Source organism: Ensifer sp. YR511, assembly GCF_900103045.1.
GTDB classification, from domain to species: Bacteria; Pseudomonadota; Alphaproteobacteria; order Rhizobiales; family Rhizobiaceae; genus Ensifer; species Ensifer adhaerens.
The window spans coordinates 33,507-47,646 of sequence record NZ_FNGR01000003.1 but is presented as its reverse complement, the minus strand read 5'-3'; the positions used below and the strand labels follow the sequence as shown (position 1 = coordinate 47,646).

Here is a 14,140-nt window from a genome sequence, read left to right as displayed (position 1 = left end):
AGAGACCGCGTTGGCCCGAACAATGGGTGGTGCCAGCCTCCGTCAGAGATTTGCGTAGGCGTTTCGCCACATCAGGTTTGGCCGCCGAAGTAGGACCAGTGTTCAAGAGCTAGCGTGGCGCACGTCAGCATGCGCGCCGCCGGTATGGCTTTTGACGCGAGAAAAGCTGTTGACGAGATATGTCGGAAGCGGAACCGACAACGCCTGCGTAGCGCTGGTCAGGGATTGCGCAAAGGTTAGTCGTCCCGGCGCAGCGGCCGGAAGCTCATGCGGTGCAGCGGGCAGGGGCCGTGGGTCTCGATGGCGCGACGGTGGGTCACCGTCGCATAGCCGGCATGGAGCGCGAAGCCGTAGCCGGGATGTGCGAGATCGGCACGGGCCATCATGCGGTCGCGGGTGACCTTGGCGACGATCGAAGCGGCGGCGATCGACAGCGACCGCGCATCGCCCTTGACGACCGCCTTGGCGTGGCAGGTGAGGCCGGGCGGCACGTCACGGCCGTCGACGAGCACGAAGCGTGCGTTCGAGGGCAGGCCGGCCACGGCGCGTCGCATGGCTTCAAGGCTTGCCTTGCGGATGTCGGTGGCGTCGATCGTGCCGGCCGAAGCCGAGGCGATCGACACTTCGGACGTGGCGAGGATTTCTTCGAACAGTTTTTCGCGCGCCTGCGCCGTCAGCTTCTTGCTGTCGTCGAGGCCTGCGGGAATGGCGTCCGGATCGAGGATGACGGCGGCGGCGACCACCGGTCCCGCGAGCGGCCCACGCCCGGCCTCATCCGCTCCGGCGACCGGCCAGAAGCCATCGCCCTTGGCCGAAAGCTCGAAATTGAAATCGGGCGCTTCGATGATATCGGGAAAAAGGGGAGAATCGGACGATCTGCGAGACATAAGTCTAATTCGCATGATCGACCGATTCTCTTCAAGCCCCCAGGTCCGAGTGCGGCGGCGGACGGGGGATTACCGGGGCCCACGGCGGGTAAGGGGCACCGGAACTGCTATGCAATCTGAGGCGCCCGCTATCGGGTTCGCCTGGCGGTGCGGGGCGATCATCTCTCGCCGCGCGCCGATTACGAAATTGCGGGATGGCTACCCAGGCGACCGGAAAGCCTTCAAAGAAGCGAGAGCTGCACCCCCGTTCCGAGCGGCGGCACGAAGAGATCGTCGCGCAGCTGCCGGCGCGTCGGGTTGAAGCCGAGGCGCTTGACCGCCAGGTCGAAGCGGCGGCCAATCTGCCACGCATAGGGGCCGACGCCCTTCATGCGTTTGCCGAATTCGGCGTCATAGTCCTTGCCGCCACGCATGGAGCGGATGAGCGACATGACGTGCCGGTAGCGGTCCGGATAATTGCGCAGCAGCCAGTCGCGAAAGAGCGGGCTGACCTCGAGCGGCAGCCGCAGCAGGACATAGCTTGCTTCAGTTGCTCCGGCTGTCCTTGCTCCTTCGAGCACGCGCTCGATCTCGTGGTCGTTCAGCGCCGGAATGATAGGGGAAACGAGAACACCGGCCGGGATGCCCGCTTCGGCAAGCATGCGTATCGCCTCCAGCCGCTTGCTTGGCGTAGAGGCCCGCGGCTCCATCGTGCGGGCGAGCTTCCGGTCGAGTGTCGTGACGGAGATGCCGACGCGCACCAGTCCCTTTTCCGCCATCGGCGCCAGGATATCGATATCGCGGGTGACCATCGCTGATTTGGTGACGATCATGACCGGATGGTTGGCGTCCCGCAGCACCTCGAGGATCTGGCGCATGATGCGCCACTCCTTCTCGATCGGCTGATAGGGGTCGGTGTTGGTGCCGATGGCGATCGGCCTCACCTTGTAGTCTTGCCGCGCCAGTTCGCGCTCCAGAAGTCGCGGTGCATCCGGCTTGGCAAACAGCTTCGCTTCGAAGTCGAGGCCGGCCGATAGGCCCATATAAGCGTGCGTGGGGCGGGCAAAGCAATAGATGCAACCATGCTCGCAGCCGCGATAGGGATTGATCGAGCGGTCGAAGGAGATGTCGGGAGACTCGTTCCTCGTGATCACCGTGCGCGGCTTCTCGACCTGAACCTCGGTCTTGAACGGCGGCAGATCCTCCAGGCTTTCCCAACCGTCGTCGAACGTCTCGCGGCTGCGCGGTTCGAACCTGCCGGACATGTTGATCCCGGCGCCGCGCCCCCGGCGGCGATCGATGTCGATCCGGAGGCCCGTTGCGCTCATCATCGCTTCGGCCACATCTGCCGTGTTGGCGGGCGCAAGAGCACCCTGCCGGATCTGAGACAGCTCGGTCATTGGAATCTCCCCGGAATCAGATATTTGATCCCGTTTTGTTCTGATTATTTTCCTATCGCGAATGAGAGAACAATTCAAGAACAAAAAATTGGAATTTCGGTTTTGTCGATCAAGGCACCGCTTCGGTCGATGTCCTGGATGTAGCAATTGCCGTGCCGATGCGTTACGAGAAACCATGCTCACGATCATTATGGAAACCCGCGACAACGAAGCCGAACTGGCGCAGACGCTTGCTGTGTTGGTTGCCGGCGCGGTGGAGGGGCTGGTCAGCGATGTGATCATCCTCGATCACGGTTCGAAGGATGGTTCGTCCGATGTGGCCGATGCCGCTGGATGCCGTTTCTGCCGGGATTGGAATCTCGCCGATGTGGTGGGTTCGGCGCGTGGCGAATGGCTGATGTTGCTGGAGCCGGGCGCCCGCCCGATCGGCCGCTGGATCGATGAACTGGCCGAGTACGTGTCGATGAACAAGGCACCGGCCCGCTTCTCCGGTTCGAGACTCCATCGCATGCCTCTCTTCCGCCGGCTGACCCGGCGGGGAAAGCCGCTGGAGACAGGCTTTCTCCTGCGCAAGAACGATGCTCTTGCGGCCGCCCGCGGCAATACGGGCCTGGATGCCATGACGAATGTCCGCTCTGTCCGCAAGCTTTCGACCGAACTTGTTCCGGCCTGGGTCGCCGTCGAAGCCAGGCGGTAACGCCGGTTCGTCGCGCGCAAAATTAAAGGTGCCAGTCCCGGGGGGACGGCACCTCCAAGCGGCTCTCAAATGACCTTGTTTGGCAGATTTCTATCCGGGTAGCATTCTGGCTGCCCGTCGTATCCAACATTGCATTCCGCCTGGGGGACAGAGGCGGAAGGGTCTTGCGGCGCGAGGAATAGAACGTGCGGCGGTCGTTCCTCGCTGTGTCAACGCTGGGAGACTAACGAGAGGAGAAGCGACCGTCAGTTACTAAGGTAACAGGTCGGCCAAGCCGGAACGGTCCAAGCTCTTCAGCTACGTTTCAGATGCTCGTCGAGCCGCGGCATGATCTCCACGAAATTGCAGGGCATGTGCCGGTAGTCGAGCTGTTGCTTGAGGATGCCGTCCCACGCATCGCGGCAGGCACCGGGCGAGCCCGGAAGCACGAAGATGAAGGTGGCGTTGGCAACGCCGCCGGTTGCGCGCGACTGGATCGTCGAGGTGCCGATCTTCTCGAAGGAGATACGGTGGAAGACTTCGGAGAACCCGTCCATGCGCTTCTCGAACAACGGTTCCAGCGCCTCGGGCGTCACGTCCCGCCCGGTGAAGCCCGTTCCACCTGTCGTGATCACCACGTCGATGTTGGGATCGAGCGTCCAGGCCTTCACCTGGTCGTAGATCTTCGTTTTGTCGTCGGAAACGATGGCGCGCGCCTCAAGCCGATGGCCGGCGTCACGCACCCGCGCTTCCAATGTGTCGCCCGACTTGTCGTCGGCGCGCGTGCGCGTGTCGGAGACCGTGAGGATGGCGATCCCGACAGGAATGAACGGACGCTTTTCGTCGATACCGGCCATGCTATTTCCCTTTGCCCACTGTCCTGCAGGCGAGAACGTACCACCCGGGGTAGGCCTCCGAAAGAGCGCGCGCTGTCGCAGCCGCGCGCACGTCGCTGTCGAAAAGGCCGAAGCATGTGGCGCCCGAGCCCGACATGCGCGTGAGCGCCGTTCCGGCTTCGGTCAATGCCTTGCGGACCGTGCCGATCACGGGCTCAAGGCCCTCTGCCGGCAGCTGCAAATCGTTGCGCATCGTGGCGATGGCAGAAATCCACTCGGCCGCCGTACCGGCTCTGTGAGGCGCAACGAGCGTCGGGTTCGTCTTGTTGGCGAGGGCCCGGAAGACAACCGGAGTCGAGAGGGCGACGAGCGGATTCACCAGCACGACCGGCAGCGCGGGGAAATCCGCAAGCGGCGTAATGTCCTCGCCGATCCCCTTCGCGAGCAGTGGCGTGCCGGCAAGACACATCGGCACGTCCGCCCCGAGCTGCAGCGCGATGGCGCCGAGGCGGGAGGGTTCGATCGTCGCGCCCCAAAGATCGAGAAGCCCAAGAAGCGTCGCCGCCGCATCCGCGGATCCGCCGCCAATGCCCGAGGCGAGCGGCAGGTTCTTCTCGAGATGCAGGTGGACCGGCCCGGCTGTGTCGGGGTCAAGTGCCTGCAGTTCGGCGCGCAGCAGGTCCCGTGCCTTCAGAACCAGGTTGCCGCCCGCGCCGGCATCCATCGGCAGCGCGGCGGCAAACGCGCCCGAAACCGTGAAGCGATCCGCATCCGCCGGCGAGAGACCGATGCGATCGCCGCGATCGGCAAAAGTGACGAGACTTTCGAGAAGATGGTGGCCGTCGGCGCGCTGGCCGACGACGTGAAGGGCCAGATTGATCTTGGCGGGGGCTGCACGCGTCAGCGCGAAGCCCGCGATGTCACCTTCCGACATGGAACGGTCAGGACTTCTTGTCCGGCGCCGGTGCTTCCGGGGTCACCTTCTTCGGCGCGGTTTCCTTGGCATCGGCCGAGGCGGGGACCGTTTCCTTGAGCGGCGGCAAGCCGTTCTCGATCTTTGCCTTGATCTTCGGGATCTCGGCTTCCTCGGGCTTCAGTTCGAGCGTCTGCGTCCACTGGAACACGGCTTCGAGCTTGCGGCCGACGCGCCAGTAGGCGTCGCCAAGGTGATCGTTGATCGTCGGGTCGCCGGCCATCAGTTCGGCCGCCTTCTCCAGTTCCACGACGGCGTCGTCGAAGCGGTTCATGCGGAAATAGGCCCAGCCGAGGGAATCGACGATATAGCCGTCATCCGGCTTCAACTCGACGGCCTTGCGGATCATCTCCAGGCCTTCTTCGAGGTTGATGTTCATGTCGACCCAGGAATAGCCGAGATAGTTCAACACCTGCGGCTGGTCCGGATTGAGCTCCAGCGCCTTGCGGAAGTTCGGCTCGGCCTTGTCCCAGAGCTTCTGGCGCTCATAGGCGATGCCGCGTTGGAAGAACACCGTCCAGTCGCTGCGCTTCGGGACGGAGCCGATCTGTTCGACGGCGCGATCGTAGAGTTCGCCCATCTCCTTGTAGTCCTTGGCGTCGGAAAGCACGCTGCCATAGGCGAGATAGTTGCGGATGTTCTTCGGATCGACGTCGATGAGCGCCTTCAGGTGCTTCTTCGCCTCGTCGACCTTGCCGATGCTGGCGAGGCTGAGCCCGAGCTGTAGTTCCGAAACGCGCCGCATCGGCGAGGTCTCGGGAATGGCCTTGTAGAGTTCGATCGCCTCGTTCGGTTTCTTCAGGTTTTCGGCGATGCCGCCGAGCATGACCAGGATGTCGGCGCTGTCAGGGTCGAGCCGGCGCGCGGTCTGCAGGTAGAGCGAGACGATGTCCTCGGCGCCGTCGCGGTTGAGTGCCGCACCGATCGAGAAGAGCACGGCCGCAGCGCCCTGGGTGGCGTTCTTGACCTGCTGTTCCTGCGGAACACCATTCTCGATATCGGTCCTCAGCGCCTGCAGCGGCGTGTAGTTGTTGACCATGTTTTCGCCGACGGCGACGGTATCGAGCGCCTTCTGCTTGTTGCCTTCGCGCGCCTCGAAACGGGCAAGCGCTTCGACCGCGCGCATGAAGGTATCGGGAGCGGCACTTCCGCCCTCGCGGTCGAGAATGGCATCGTTGAGCCTGGTGCGCGCCGTCTGCTTGTCACCCGCAGCAACCGCGATCGCGCCCGCATGATAGTTCTTGAACACGCGGAACCATTCAGGACCGTCAAGGCCGTTAATCTCGGCGAGTGCTTCCTTCGGCTTGCCCTGGCCGAATTTCGCCCAGGCCGAAAGCAGGCCGTTCATCAGCCGGTCGAGATCGTTCGGACCCTGGTAGTTCAGAAGCTTCTGTGCGTTGCGATACTCGCGCTTGCGGATCGCCTCGATCGCGCGAATGACCGTCGTGATACGCTCGACGGCCGGGTCGGACTTCAACTGCTCGGCAATCTTCGCGCCTTCGTCGAACTGGCCCGCCATCAGAAGCGTGATCATCAGCCGCTGCTTGACGTCGTTGTTGTTCGGCTCGAACTGCAGCGCGATGCGGTAGAGTTCCGTAGCGGAAGCGAAGTCGCGGTCCGTATCGGCGGTGCGGGCAGCGAGAAACGCGCCGGAAAAGGTATTGACCGACTTGATGTCGAACGGCTCAGTTTCCTCGACGGCTGCGGTCTTCTCCTCGGCAAATGCCTGGTAGCCGCCGCTGACAGCAGCGAGAGCCAGCAGTGCTGCGCCGCTGAGGAGGCGGAGAATCGTCTTTTGCCGCATGTCAAACCTTTCGCGCCGATTGCTCGGCTTTCGCACCACTAAGGGTTGTTTTCGGAGTCAGCCACATATAGCCCAACGCAACTCTTGAGGAACAGAATGGCTTTTTTGGCGCAACGCGGCAAGAAAATCCTGTCGCTCGTTCTGACCTGCCCGGAGCCCGTCAGCTGACGCGATCGATGCAGAAGTCGATGACTTCGGTGAGCGCCGATTTCCAGGGAGACGCCGGCAGCGGCGCCAGCGCATCGCGGGCAATCGTGCCGTAATGCTGGGCGCGCGCGATGGTGTCGCTCAAGCCCCCATAGCGCTTGATCAGGCCGAGTGCCTTGTCGAGGTTCGCGTCGCTGCTGTCGCCGCCTTCGATCGCCTCGCGCCAGAAGGCACGGTCTTCCGCCGTCCCGCGGCGATAGGAGAGGATTACCGGAAGGGTGATCTTGCCCTCGCGGAAGTCGTCGCCGACATTCTTGCCGAGGTCGCTCGACGAGCCGCCATAGTCGAGCACGTCGTCGACGAGCTGGAAGGCGAGGCCGAGGTTCATCCCGTAGGATTTCAGCGCGTTGCGGTCCGATTTGCTGGTCTGGGCAACGATCGGCCCAACTTCGGCCGCGGCGGCAAAAAGGGCTGCGGTCTTGGCACGGATGACCTGGAGATAGTCGTCCTCGGTCGTCTCCATGTTCTTGGCGACGGAGAGCTGCAGCACTTCGCCTTCGGCAATGACCGAAGCTGCGGTCGACAGCACGTCGAGCGCGTCAAGCGAGCCGACATCGACCATCATGCGGAAGGCCTGGCCGAGCAGGAAGTCGCCGACCAGCACGCTTGCCTGGTTGCCCCAGATCGTGCGTGCGGTGGATTTGCCGCGGCGAAGGTCGCTTTCGTCAACGACGTCGTCATGGAGAAGCGTCGCGGTGTGCATGAATTCGACGCTGGTTGCGAGCTTGACGTGGGCGTCGCCCTCGTAGCCGAACATCGCAGCGGAGGCGAGCGTCAGCATCGGGCGCAGGCGCTTGCCGCCCGAAGAAATCAGGTGGTTGGCGACCTCGGGAATCATCTGAACGTCGGAGCCGGCCTTCGACAGGATAAGCTGGTTGACGCGCTCCATGTCCGCAGTGGTCAGATCAACGAGCGGCTTTACGGACGCCTGTTTGTTTTTGCTGTCTTCCAGCGGTATCACTACGCCCACACCGGGACTCCTGTTTTCATTGTCGCTTTCGACAATAGGAAGGGGTGTCCCGTGCGGCAAGAGGCGAATTGTCCCGCTTGCTGAAATAGGACAGGAAAAACCGCCGGATGAAGGAATTGATCCGTACCAACGATGCCGTCGTGCTCTCCTTTGCCGAGAGCCTGATGAAGGATGCCGGCATCGCAAGCCTCATCGCCGACCAGGGGATGAGCATTCTTGAGGGCTCGCTCGGCCTCTTGCCCCGTCGCTTTCTGGTCGCCGAGGAAGACGCGGACGCGGCGCGCCGGATCCTGATCGATGCCGGGCTCGAGGCGGAGTTGCGCCCTTGAGCACGGAGCCGATGCCGGCTGCGACCGAAACCGTAGATGCATTTCACCGCGGCAAGTTCCATGTCGTCCAGCCACTCGGCCAGGGGCATCGCTCCGGCATGGACGCCATGCTGCTTGCGTCGCTCGTTGCATCGGATCGTCCCTGCCGGGTCGCCGATCTCGGTGCGGGCGCGGGTGCAGCCGGCATGGCCGTCGCCTCGCGGATCGACGATGCGGAAGTGGTGCTGGTGGAGCGCTCGCCCGTTATGGCGGAGTTTGCCCGCCGCAGCCTGGCGCTTGCCGAAAACGCCCGTCTTTCCTCGCGCGTCTCGGTCGTTGAGGCCGACGTTTCACTGACCGGCAAGGCGCGTGTCGCGACGGGTCTGGCGGATGACAGCTTCGATCATGTGATCATGAACCCACCCTTCAACGATGCCTCGGACCGCAAGACTCCGGATGCGCTCAAGGCCGAGGCCCATGCGATGAGCGACGGGCTGTTCGAGATCTGGGTGAAGACGGCGGGCGCGATCATGAAGCCCGGCGGGCAACTGTCGTTGATCGCTCGGCCGGAATCGATCGCCGAGATCATCGCCGCTTGCGGCCGCCGCTTTGGCGGCATCGAGATCACGGCGCTGCATCCGCGGGTCGGTGAAAACGCCGTGCGCATCCTGGTGACGGCGATCAAGCAGAGTCGCAAACGGCTGGTCTTCCGCGCCCCGCTCGTCATGCACGAGGAGGGGCATCGCTTCGCAGACCATGTCGACGACCTCAACAATGGCCGCGCCGCCTATCGCCGCCGCTGATTTACCGTATGCGGCATTGCGTTCGCCGCATCAGTGCATACATGGCATGGAAGAGCCCCTGGCGGGCGATCGGGCGAAGCATTCCGCTTTTCGCCGATGAGACGCGGTCATGTCTATGATTTCCGGTCGTTCCGGCTCAAAATCATGGCATGTCCCAGCAGGCAGGAGTTGAAATGAAGACGTTCTTGAGACGGTTGTTGCCCAAGCGTTTTCGCAAGGAAGGCGTGACGGTCCCCGTCGTCCGGCTCCACGGCGCGATCATGGCCGGCGGCGGTCAGTTCCGGCCGGCGCTCAACCTGGCGACAGCGGCCCCGCTTCTCGAAAAGGCCTTCGCAAACAAGGACGCGCCTGCTGTCGCGATCTCCGTCAATTCGCCTGGCGGCTCCCCGGTGCAGTCGCGGTTGATCTACCAACGCATCCGCGATCTCGCCCAGGAGAAGAAAAAGCGTGTGCTGATCTTCGTCGAGGACGTCGCCGCATCCGGCGGCTATATGATCGCGCTTGCCGGCGACGAGATCATTGCCGACCCGACCTCGATCGTCGGCTCGATCGGCGTTGTCTCCGGCGGGTTCGGTTTTCCGGAACTCCTGAAGAAGATCGGCGTCGAGCGGCGTGTCTATACCGCTGGCGAAAACAAGGTGATGCTCGATCCGTTCCAAGCGGAAAAGGAAAACGACATCGCATTCCTGAAGAACCTGCAGCTCGATATCCACGATACCTTCATCCAGATGGTCAAGGCCCGTCGCGGCCAGCTGCTCGCCGACGATCCGGATATCTTCTCCGGCCTTTTCTGGACCGGCCGGCGCGGGCTGGAGCTCGGCATCATCGATAGTCTCGGCGATCTGCGCGGCGAGGTGAAGAAGCGCTATGGCGACAAGGCGCGGCTCGAGCTCATCCAGCCGGTGCGCAGCCTTTTTGGCCGCCGGCAGAGCGGCGCGGCCATTGCCGGTGCTCTGGTCGAGCCAATGGCCGCTTCCGCAGCGGCGGGACTTGCCGAAGCCATCGAGGAAAGGGCATTGTGGGCGCGGTTCGGGCTTTGATGCCTGCCCGGCCTTAAATGTCCTTGGAGGGAAAATGCCGCAACTCATCCTGCTCCTGATCGCAGGTTTCGTCTTCTGGCTCGGCTATCGCAAGTTCGTGGCGGATGCCCAGAAGCTGACGCGCCAGCGCGAACAGGCTCGCCGCGAGGAGCAGACCGGGGCGCAGGGAACATTGGTGCAGGACCCGGAGACCGGCGAATACAGGCTGAAGCGCGACGGCGAGTGAGGGCGGTCGGAACGCGTCAGTGTGGCTGCGGTCTATTTGCCCGCCCGCTGCCGTAGCGCTTGACCCCTGTCATCAGGCGTGGCACCTGTCCGGCACATTTTCCAGAAGAAATCCGGACGCGATCCATGACCACTCTGCCTGATCATATGAACCCGAAGCGCTCGTTTCAGGCTCTGATCCTGACACTCCACAATTACTGGGCCGACAAGGGTTGCGCCGTGCTGCAGCCCTACGACATGGAAGTGGGCGCCGGTACCTTCCATCCGGCAACGACCCTGCGCGCGCTGGGCCCGCGTCCCTGGCGTGCGGCTTACGTCCAGCCGTCGCGTCGCCCGACCGATGGCCGCTACGGCGAAAACCCGAACCGCCTGCAGCACTACTATCAGTATCAGGTAATCCTGAAGCCGAACCCGTCCAACCTGCAGGAACTCTATCTCGGCTCGCTCGAGGCGATCGGCCTCGACCCGCTGCTGCACGATATCCGCTTTGTCGAGGATGACTGGGAAAGCCCGACGCTCGGCGCTTGGGGTCTCGGCTGGGAGTGCTGGTGCGACGGCATGGAAGTGTCGCAGTTCACCTATTTCCAACAGGTCTGCGGCATCGAATGCTCGCCGGTTTCGGGGGAACTGACCTACGGTCTCGAACGCCTCGCCATGTATGTGCAGGGCGTCGACAACGTCTACGACCTGAACTTCAACGGTCGCGAGGGTGCCGAGAAGATCAGCTATGGCGATGTCTTCCTGCAGGCCGAACAGGAATATTCGCGCTACAATTTCGAATACGCCAACACGGCGATGCTGCATCAGCACTTCATCGATGCGGAAGCCGAGTGCCAGGCGTTGCTGGCTGCCGGAGCACCGGGCGACCACAGCAACAACCACCTGCACAAATGCGTCTTCCCAGCCTACGACCAGTGCATCAAGGCAAGCCATGTGTTCAACCTGCTCGATGCCCGCGGCGTGATCTCGGTCACCGAGCGCCAGAGCTACATCCTTAGGGTGCGCACGCTCGCCAAGGCCTGCGGCGAAGCCTTCCTGTTGACCGACGCCGGTGGCGCGAACCTCAACCGGGACGCCGCTTGAGCGTAGAACCGTCCGGCCTTGTCGTTCACATCAACGGCTGGCCGGGCACCGGTAAGCTGACGATCGCGCGCCATCTTGCTGAAAGGCTGGGCGCGCGGCTCGCCGACAATCACACGCTGATCAATCCGGCCGAGGCACTGTTTGCGCGCAGTGACCCGCTTTATCGCTCGCTTCGATCGGCGGTCCGCCAAAGCGTGTTCGAGCACCTGGAAAGGGCGGCAGCCGAACGGTCGTTCATCTTCACCGATGCGCTCTCGGACGATGCCACCGACACGCGTGCCTTCGAGGACTGCGCCGCACTCGCGCAAAAACGCGGCGCTCGCTTCGTTGCGGTCGTGATCGATTGCGACGTCGAGGAAAATCTCAAGCGCCTGACACGCGCCGGCCGGAGCAAGTTGCACAAGCTGACCGATCCGGAAGTTCTTCTGGGATTGCGGCGCGCGCACCGGCTGCTACGCGGCAGAAGCGACCGATTGATTGAGATCGATGTGTCGACGCTCGGCGCTGATGAGGCGGCAGCGGCAATCGCCGCGCGGATCGCTGGACCTTCAACTGTCAGATGACGAAGGTCGTGCCGGCGTCGTTCTTGCAGTACGGCTTCATTGTGGGATAGGCGCCGGTATAGACCTGACCGGAGTAGGTCTGAAGAGCGCGGCGAACACCGCTCGGCCGTTCCGGAGAATGGGCGCTCGCATAGGCAACGAAGAGCGCCGTAAAGGCGATCACGTTGATGAGAGTTGCGAGCGTTTTCATGGTCTTCACTTCGTTTCCGGGGTTGTTCGATGAACCGACTATCGCCCATCACCGGTCCGGTCGCCGTTCCCGATGGAACAGGAAAGCCGGTCTTTTGACGTGAAAAGGCGTGGCATCGGGAAACACAGTGTTCACGGTGCAGGCGGGAATTGGGGAGGAGCAGGTTTCTCTGGCCAAATGCTGCAGAAAGCGCTTTGAAGCTGAGAAGCGAATGCTAATCTCTGCGCGAGTTTTTGGAGGGTGCCCTATGATCGGTCTGGCAATCGCCGTCGTCGTGATTCTGTATCTGGTTTTCGTCTATAACGGTCTCGTCAAGGCGCGGCAGATCGCCGAGGAGGCGTGGTCCGGTATCGATGTGCAGTTGAAGCGCCGCGCCGATCTGATCCCGAACCTGATCGAAACCGTGAAGGGCTACGCCGCACACGAGAAGTCGACGTTCGAAGAGGTGATCGCCATGCGCAACCGCGCACAGGCGGTGCCAGCCGGCGACGTCGAGGGGCGGGCCCAGGCGGAAGGCGCGCTCTCCCAGGCGCTCGGCAAGCTCTTTGCGCTGGCGGAAGCTTATCCGGACCTCAAGGCCAACGAGAATTTCGCCGAGCTGCAGCGCTCGCTGGAAACGATCGAGGGCGAAATCCAGATGTCGCGCCGCTATTACAACGGTGCGGCCCGTGACTTGAACGTCAAGGTCGAGAGCTTCCCGTCCAACCTGATCGCCAACGCCTTCCGCTTTGTCAAAGCCGGCTATTTCGAGATCACCAACGAAGCCGACCGCGCGGTGCCGCAGGTCAAGTTCTGACCGGCACGCCTCCCGAACATTCCTCGCCGCGGGATCCCGCCGCGGCGCCATTCGCATCAAGAGACCTATTCGATGACCTCCGATAGCATGAAAAAACTGACCATCCTGCCGACCGACCACCCGCTCCGCGGTCATGTGCGCCCGCCGGGCTCGAAGTCGATCACCAACCGGGCGCTGCTTCTGGCCGGCCTTGCCAAGGGCACGAGCCGGCTGACGGGTGCCTTGAAGAGCGACGACACCCGCTACATGGCGGAAGCCTTGCGCGCGATGGGCGTCGAGGTCAGCGAGCCGGATGAAACGACCTTCGTCGTCACCAGCACGGGCAAGTTGCTCCCGCCGGCAGCTCCCTTGTTCCTCGGCAATGCCGGAACGGCGACACGCTTCCTGACGGCTGCTGCCGCGCTCGTCGATGGCACGGTCGTGGTCGATGGCGACCAGCACATGCGCAAGCGGCCGATCAAGCCCTTGGTCGAGGCACTCGGAACGCTCGGCGTCGAAGTCACCTCCGAAACCGGCTGCCCGCCGGTCACCGTCAAAGGCACCGGCGGCTTCCCGGCCGGTCGCGTCGTCATCGATGCCGGCCTGTCGAGCCAGTATGTCTCGGCCCTGCTGATGGCGGCCCCCGGCGCCAAGGGTCCTGTCAGCATCGAGCTTGCCGGCGACGAGATCGGCGCGCGCGGTTACATCGACCTAACGGTTGCCGCCATGCGTGCCTTCGGCGCCGAAGTCGAGCAGCTGAGCCCCTCCGTCTGGCAGGTCGCGCCGACCGGCTACAAGGCAGCCGACTATGTCATCGAGCCGGATGCTTCGGCGGCGACCTATCTCTGGGCTGCGGAAGTCCTGACCGGCGGCGCCATCGATATCGGCGTTCCAGCGGACGCCTTCTCGCAGCCGGATGCCCGCGCCCATGCGGTGATCGCGAGCTTCCCGAACCTGCCCGCCGTTATCGACGGCTCGCAGATGCAGGACGCGATCCCGACGATCGCCGTGCTTGCCGCCTTCAACAAGACGCCGGTGCGCTTCGTCGGTCTCGCCAACCTGCGCGTCAAGGAATGCGACCGCGTGCGCGCGCTGTCGCTCGGTCTGACAGCGATCCGGCCGGATCTGGCGCATGAGGAAGGCGACGACCTGATCGTCTCTTCCGATCCCACGCTTGCCGGCCAGACCTTGCCCGCCTCGATCGACACCTTCGCCGACCATCGCATCGCCATGAGCTTCGCGCTTGCCGGCCTGAAGATCCACGGCATCGCCATCGAAGATCCCGGCTGCGTTGCCAAAACCTACCCGGCCTATTGGGATGCGCTCGCTTCGCTCGGCGTCGAATTTACCGGCGACCGGCCTTGATACCGGGCGGGATGTGCGGCCGTGTCTGCGGTTTCCGCGCGCATCCTGTTCTCACC

16 protein-coding genes are annotated in these 14,140 nt (G+C 63.3%); 9 read left to right on the top strand and 7 right to left on the bottom strand.

Translation table 11 applies throughout. The features are described from left to right. Positions 1 to 236 precede the first annotated feature (236 nt). Entirely contained in the window at positions 237 to 887 is a 651-nt protein-coding gene (locus BLU15_RS07405; protein WP_060584097.1) for a ribonuclease HII, read from the bottom strand. Positions 888 to 1,108: 221 nt separating this feature from the next. Then, positions 1,109 to 2,266, bottom strand: a complete 1,158-nt coding sequence (locus tag BLU15_RS07400; RefSeq protein WP_090294856.1) for a PA0069 family radical SAM protein — start codon at positions 2,264 to 2,266, stop codon at positions 1,109 to 1,111. Between the two features lie 175 nt (positions 2,267 to 2,441). On the opposite strand from BLU15_RS07400, the gene BLU15_RS07395 reads away from it, so the two are divergent. Continuing rightward, the gene (locus tag BLU15_RS07395) at positions 2,442 to 2,963 is read left to right on the top strand and encodes a glycosyltransferase family protein (RefSeq protein ID WP_090294855.1); all 522 of its coding nucleotides are present in this window, start codon (positions 2,442 to 2,444) and stop codon (positions 2,961 to 2,963) included. Positions 2,964 to 3,256: 293 nt separating this feature from the next. Here the strand turns inward: BLU15_RS07395 and moaB are convergent, their stop codons facing one another. From moaB to BLU15_RS07375, 4 genes are all read right to left on the bottom strand, one after another. Continuing rightward, positions 3,257 to 3,799 (bottom strand): molybdenum cofactor biosynthesis protein B, encoded by a 543-nt coding sequence (gene moaB, locus BLU15_RS07390; RefSeq protein WP_090294853.1) that lies wholly within the window; start codon positions 3,797 to 3,799, stop codon positions 3,257 to 3,259. 1 nt (position 3,800) lies between these two features. Continuing rightward, on the bottom strand, positions 3,801 to 4,712 hold the full coding sequence (locus tag BLU15_RS07385) for a 4-(cytidine 5'-diphospho)-2-C-methyl-D-erythritol kinase (RefSeq protein ID WP_090294851.1): 912 nt from the start codon (positions 4,710 to 4,712) through the stop codon (positions 3,801 to 3,803). Between the two features lie 7 nt (positions 4,713 to 4,719). Further along, entirely contained in the window at positions 4,720 to 6,555 is a 1,836-nt protein-coding gene (locus BLU15_RS07380; protein WP_060516379.1) for a tetratricopeptide repeat protein, read from the bottom strand. A gap of 160 nt (positions 6,556 to 6,715) precedes the next feature. Beyond that, positions 6,716 to 7,732 carry a polyprenyl synthetase family protein gene (locus tag BLU15_RS07375; RefSeq protein ID WP_060516377.1) on the bottom strand — a complete coding sequence of 339 codons (1,017 nt, stop codon included), beginning with the start codon at positions 7,730 to 7,732 and terminating at the stop codon, positions 6,716 to 6,718. Between the two features lie 107 nt (positions 7,733 to 7,839). Here BLU15_RS07375 and BLU15_RS07370 point away from each other — a divergent pair, with 107 nt between their 5' ends. From BLU15_RS07370 to BLU15_RS07345, 6 genes are all read left to right on the top strand, one after another. Further along, complete coding sequence (locus BLU15_RS07370) at positions 7,840 to 8,061, top strand: putative signal transducing protein (RefSeq protein ID WP_034801069.1); 222 nt, start codon at positions 7,840 to 7,842, stop codon at positions 8,059 to 8,061. Positions 8,062 to 8,072: 11 nt separating this feature from the next. Further along, on the top strand, positions 8,073 to 8,843 hold the full coding sequence (locus tag BLU15_RS07365; protein ID WP_060584101.1) for a tRNA1(Val) (adenine(37)-N6)-methyltransferase: 771 nt from the start codon (positions 8,073 to 8,075) through the stop codon (positions 8,841 to 8,843). 173 nt (positions 8,844 to 9,016) lie between these two features. Beyond that, the gene (locus BLU15_RS07360; RefSeq protein WP_090294849.1) at positions 9,017 to 9,883 is read left to right on the top strand and encodes a S49 family peptidase; all 867 of its coding nucleotides are present in this window, start codon (positions 9,017 to 9,019) and stop codon (positions 9,881 to 9,883) included. A gap of 34 nt (positions 9,884 to 9,917) precedes the next feature. After that, entirely contained in the window at positions 9,918 to 10,109 is a 192-nt protein-coding gene (locus tag BLU15_RS07355; RefSeq protein WP_034801076.1) for a membrane protein, read from the top strand. Positions 10,110 to 10,234: 125 nt separating this feature from the next. Beyond that, complete coding sequence (locus BLU15_RS07350; RefSeq protein WP_060516372.1) at positions 10,235 to 11,191, top strand: glycine--tRNA ligase subunit alpha; 957 nt, start codon at positions 10,235 to 10,237, stop codon at positions 11,189 to 11,191. Further along, positions 11,188 to 11,754 (top strand): AAA family ATPase, encoded by a 567-nt coding sequence (locus BLU15_RS07345; protein WP_090294847.1) that lies wholly within the window; start codon positions 11,188 to 11,190, stop codon positions 11,752 to 11,754. Before BLU15_RS07350 ends, BLU15_RS07345 begins: the two co-directional genes overlap by 4 nt. Here BLU15_RS07345 and BLU15_RS07340 read toward each other — a convergent pair. After that, the gene (locus tag BLU15_RS07340) at positions 11,747 to 11,944 is read right to left on the bottom strand and encodes a cytidine/deoxycytidylate deaminase family protein (protein WP_034801082.1); all 198 of its coding nucleotides are present in this window, start codon (positions 11,942 to 11,944) and stop codon (positions 11,747 to 11,749) included. The genes BLU15_RS07345 and BLU15_RS07340 overlap by 8 nt on opposite strands. 247 nt (positions 11,945 to 12,191) lie before the next feature. Here BLU15_RS07340 and BLU15_RS07335 point away from each other — a divergent pair, with 247 nt between their 5' ends. Further along, positions 12,192 to 12,740, top strand: coding sequence for a LemA family protein (locus BLU15_RS07335; protein ID WP_034801085.1), 549 nt, complete (start codon positions 12,192 to 12,194; stop codon positions 12,738 to 12,740). A 72-nt stretch (positions 12,741 to 12,812) separates the two neighbouring features. Further along, positions 12,813 to 14,084, top strand: coding sequence for a 3-phosphoshikimate 1-carboxyvinyltransferase (locus tag BLU15_RS07330; RefSeq protein ID WP_090294845.1), 1,272 nt, complete (start codon positions 12,813 to 12,815; stop codon positions 14,082 to 14,084). Positions 14,085 to 14,140: the final 56 nt, after the last annotated feature.

Bases quoted from the DNA above. Each gene is read 5' to 3' on its own strand.
- BLU15_RS07405 (WP_060584097.1), bottom strand. From the start codon at position 887: ATGTCTCGCAGATCGTCCGATTCTCCCCTTTTTCCCGATATCATCGAA.
- BLU15_RS07400 (WP_090294856.1), bottom strand. From the start codon at position 2,266: ATGACCGAGCTGTCTCAGATCCGGCAGGGTGCTCTTGCGCCCGCCAAC.
- BLU15_RS07395 (WP_090294855.1), top strand. From the start codon at position 2,442: ATGCTCACGATCATTATGGAAACCCGCGACAACGAAGCCGAACTGGCG.
- moaB (WP_090294853.1), bottom strand. From the start codon at position 3,799: ATGGCCGGTATCGACGAAAAGCGTCCGTTCATTCCTGTCGGGATCGCC.
- BLU15_RS07385 (WP_090294851.1), bottom strand. From the start codon at position 4,712: ATGTCGGAAGGTGACATCGCGGGCTTCGCGCTGACGCGTGCAGCCCCC.
- BLU15_RS07380 (WP_060516379.1), bottom strand. From the start codon at position 6,555: ATGCGGCAAAAGACGATTCTCCGCCTCCTCAGCGGCGCAGCACTGCTG.
- BLU15_RS07370 (WP_034801069.1), top strand. From the start codon at position 7,840: ATGAAGGAATTGATCCGTACCAACGATGCCGTCGTGCTCTCCTTTGCC.
- BLU15_RS07365 (WP_060584101.1), top strand. From the start codon at position 8,073: ATGCCGGCTGCGACCGAAACCGTAGATGCATTTCACCGCGGCAAGTTC.
- BLU15_RS07360 (WP_090294849.1), top strand. From the start codon at position 9,017: ATGAAGACGTTCTTGAGACGGTTGTTGCCCAAGCGTTTTCGCAAGGAA.
- BLU15_RS07355 (WP_034801076.1), top strand. From the start codon at position 9,918: ATGCCGCAACTCATCCTGCTCCTGATCGCAGGTTTCGTCTTCTGGCTC.
- BLU15_RS07350 (WP_060516372.1), top strand. From the start codon at position 10,235: ATGACCACTCTGCCTGATCATATGAACCCGAAGCGCTCGTTTCAGGCT.
- BLU15_RS07340 (WP_034801082.1), bottom strand. From the start codon at position 11,944: ATGAAAACGCTCGCAACTCTCATCAACGTGATCGCCTTTACGGCGCTC.
- BLU15_RS07335 (WP_034801085.1), top strand. From the start codon at position 12,192: ATGATCGGTCTGGCAATCGCCGTCGTCGTGATTCTGTATCTGGTTTTC.
- BLU15_RS07330 (WP_090294845.1), top strand. From the start codon at position 12,813: ATGACCTCCGATAGCATGAAAAAACTGACCATCCTGCCGACCGACCAC.